The sequence below is a fragment of the Gemmobacter caeruleus genome, assembly GCF_008271655.1.
Taxonomy (GTDB): Bacteria; Pseudomonadota; Alphaproteobacteria; order Rhodobacterales; family Rhodobacteraceae; genus Gemmobacter; species Gemmobacter caeruleus.
Genome location: NZ_VKKX01000028.1, coordinates 1 through 3,428 on the forward strand (window position 1 = coordinate 1; position 3,428 = coordinate 3,428).

Sequence of the window (3,428 nt, forward strand, 5' to 3'; positions counted from 1 at the left end):
TATTATGCCGGGATCAGGATTATGCCGCATGGCCCTCCAGTCGACGAGAAGCATCGACTTGGCATACTGCCAGACCAGCCAAAGATTATTAGGTGCGGCTGACCGGCTTCATGGTCCTGAACCCTCAGTTTCGTGCCAAGGCGTTCGGCATAATCCTTGTTGCGCCAGCAACATGGAGAGAGCGTATGGCCAAGAAAATCCAACCAACCTGCCTCGACACCTACTTCAGTTCGTTCGAGGAGAGCCTCGCGTCGACGCACATGCAGCGTAGGGCGCTGTCTAACTATCGCTTCCAGCTTCGACGGTTTGGCCGGGTTCTGGAGGCCCATGGTGTTGAGCCGACGTCATTGACGCTGGAAATCGCCGATCGCCTTGCCCGGCAGGTTCCATTTGATCGAGTGAACGCGGTCCGGATCCCGAACTTGGTCAGACGGTTCGTCCTCCACCTCATCAGCATCGGCGTTGCGATTCCGCCACCTGTATCTGCTGCCCAAATTGCAAAGGACACGCTGCTGGATGACCTGGAAGGCTTCCTGCTCGGGCAACGCGGCCTGAGTCCGAGTTCAGTTTATCATGTCAAGCGATATGCCGTCCGCTTCTTGGACCACCGGTTTGGCGAAACAGTGCCTGACCCTTCGTCGATCAGGCACCAAGACATCGTTGCGTTCCTCGAACACATCCAGAAGGGGAAGAGTCTGTCGATGGCGCGGACGCCGGCATCCCATCTGCGCTGCTTCTTCCAGTACCTGTTTGCCCGGGGCCTGACCGTAACCAATCTGTCGTCGACTGTGCCGAAGGTACATCGCATCCAGAACAACCGACTTCCCAGGTATCTGCCGCCGACAGACATCGAGGCCATCCTTGAGTGGGTCCGGCGAGAGTCCAGCTATGGCGTTCGTGACTATGCCATGTTCCTGCTGATGGCCCGGCTCGGCCTGCGTGTGCCCGAAGTCATGGCGATAGAGATCGATGACATCGACTGGCGAGCGGGAGAGCTGCTCGTCCGAGGAAAGGGCAAACGGCGTGACCGTCTCCCGCTTCCGGAAGATGTCGGCGCCGCAATCAGCGCTTACCTGCGCGATGCCCGACCATCGACCGTAACGCGCGTTCTTTTTGTCAGGTCCTATGCCCCCTATCTCGGGTTCAAGGACAGCCGCATCGTCAGCAAAATCCTTGCCCGGGCCTGCGCAGCACTGAAGATCGAGATGCCTGCCCGGTATCTCGGATCGCATGTGCTTCGCCACAGCCTCGCAACTCGGATGGTTCGCTCTGGCGTAGCCTTGCACGAGGTGGGCGATGTTCTGCGCCACAAGTCGCGCGCGACGACGATGATCTATGCGAAGCTCGACATTGCAAACCTTCGTTCTGTTGCCCAACCTTGGCCCGCAGGGGAGGCAAAGCAATGACCCTGCACGCCGAGCTTGATCGATATCTCAATCTCCGCCGGATGTTTGGCGCCAAACTGAAAGCAGACGAGTTGCGCCTGCGCAGCTTTGCCACCTTCGTGGACAAAGCCGGAAAAGAGTTCGTCACAAAAGAGCTTCTGCTCGAATGGATGGATGGACTGCGACCTGCCAGTAGCGGGACCAAGGCCAGTAGGTTCAGCGCGGTCCGTCAATTTGCTCTATGGCTGCACGGTATGGATGATCGGCACGACGATCCTCCACCGAGGGGGTTCGTGCCAGGACGAGTCAGTCGGTCCGCGCCGTACATCTACAGCGATACCGAACTCGCCCAGATCATCGGGGCGGCGCGGGAATTGCCGTCGATATACGGGCTGCGCGGACTGACCTGCGCGATGCTCTATGGTCTGATCACTGTCACGGGCATGCGCGTTGCAGAGGCCTTGGCGCTCGACACGGCAGACTTCGATTCCGAGAGGCAGTTGCTCCACATAAAGAACGGCAAGAATGGCAAGGAACGAATCCTTCCAATCGATCCGGATGTCGCGGTGAGACTGAAGAACTACTGTACCGAACGGGATCGACTGCTCGAACGACACTCGGAACCGCTCTTCGTGAATTGCAAAGGCGAACGACCCGATTATTGCTGGGCGCGGGCAAACTTTGTTCGTGTCTGTCAGAGCATCGGCATGCGGGGTACATGGGCCAAGCCCATGCCCGGAAGGCCACCGCGCATCCACGATCTTCGGCACACTTTTGCCGTCCGGACGATCACAGGCTGGTATCGCGCCGGACATGATGCTGCGCGCGAAATGCACAAGCTGACGACCTACCTCGGGCATGAGGGGCCAAGGGACACCTACTGGTACCTTCAGGCCGTGCCCGAGCTTCTCGAACTAGCCTCGGCACGGATCGGCGAGAGTTCTGCGGCGGAGGAGTCGCAATGAGGACCGCGACATTCCCAGCCTTGCTGCAGCGCTTCTTCACAGATCGCTTGTGCGTCCAAATGGAAGCAAGCCGTCATACCATCGCATCGTATCGCGACACCTTCCGCCTGCTGATCCGCTATGCCGGGGCCTGCAGCGGCAAAGCCCCAACGAAGCTGGAAGTTGGCGATATCGATGCCGACATGGTGGCGAACTTCCTCATCCATGTCGAAGGGTCCCGCGGCAACGCTGTCCGGTCTCGAAATGCCCGGCTCGCGGCGATCCGGTCCTTCTTCCGGTATGTTGCGATGACGGAGCCAGTGTTGTTGCATCACTGCCAACGCATTCTGGCCATGCCGAACAAACGCCAAGAAAAAAGGGCGGTGACGTTCCTCGATGCCGACGAAATCGCCGCATTGCTCGGCTCGCCCGACCGCGCCACTTGGGTGGGGCGCAGGGATCACACTTTGCTGCTGCTCGCTCTCCAAACTGGGCTGCGGGCTTCAGAGTTGGTCAATCTGAACTGCAACGACGTGGTCTTCGGGACCGGTGCCCATGTTAAATGTCTTGGGAAAGGCCGAAAAGACCGGCGGACGCCCTTACGCCGCGATACGGCCAGATTGATCGCTGGCTGGATCCGTGATCGCAAGGATAGCGAAGGTCCGCTGTTCCCCTCGATCCGCGGAGACCGTCTCAGTCGCGACGCACTTGAGCATCTGGTCCGAAAATACTGCGCCAAGGCGGCGCAGACCTGTCCAAGCCTTGAGGGGAAGCGCGTTACACCGCACACGCTCCGCCACAGCACCGCGATGGAACTATTGCATAGCGGTGTCGACCAAGCGGTCATCGCGCTTTGGCTCGGCCATGAATCCGTGGAAACCACCCAGATCTACATCCACGCGGATATGCGTCTAAAGGAAAATGCGCTCCGACAGGTGACTGCACCGGGGGTCAAATCCAGCCGATACCGACCAGACGATCAGCTGCTGGCCTTCCTCGAGTCGCTCTGAATATGCCGAATGACCGCATGGCCAAGGCCAACGCTCTAAAGCGTGGGCACTGGCCATGCGGCATAATCCTGATCCCGGCATAATATGCT

General features: G+C 59.2%; 3 protein-coding genes. All 3 read left to right on the forward strand.

Annotated features, from left to right (window positions below; all coding sequences use genetic code 11):
- The first annotated feature begins 185 nt into the window (after positions 1 to 185).
- From FOA17_RS10630 to FOA17_RS10640, 3 genes are read left to right on the forward strand one after another with little or no spacing between them, the layout of a single operon-like run.
- Positions 186 to 1,406 carry a site-specific integrase gene (locus FOA17_RS10630; protein WP_140849423.1) on the forward strand — a complete coding sequence of 407 codons (1,221 nt, stop codon included), beginning with the start codon at positions 186 to 188 and terminating at the stop codon, positions 1,404 to 1,406.
- The gene (locus FOA17_RS10635) at positions 1,403 to 2,350 is read left to right on the forward strand and encodes a tyrosine-type recombinase/integrase (RefSeq protein ID WP_140849419.1); all 948 of its coding nucleotides are present in this window, start codon (positions 1,403 to 1,405) and stop codon (positions 2,348 to 2,350) included. Before FOA17_RS10630 ends, FOA17_RS10635 begins: the two co-directional genes overlap by 4 nt.
- Complete coding sequence (locus FOA17_RS10640; RefSeq protein WP_149141477.1) at positions 2,347 to 3,339, forward strand: tyrosine-type recombinase/integrase; 993 nt, start codon at positions 2,347 to 2,349, stop codon at positions 3,337 to 3,339. Before FOA17_RS10635 ends, FOA17_RS10640 begins: the two co-directional genes overlap by 4 nt.
- Positions 3,340 to 3,428 lie beyond the last annotated feature (89 nt).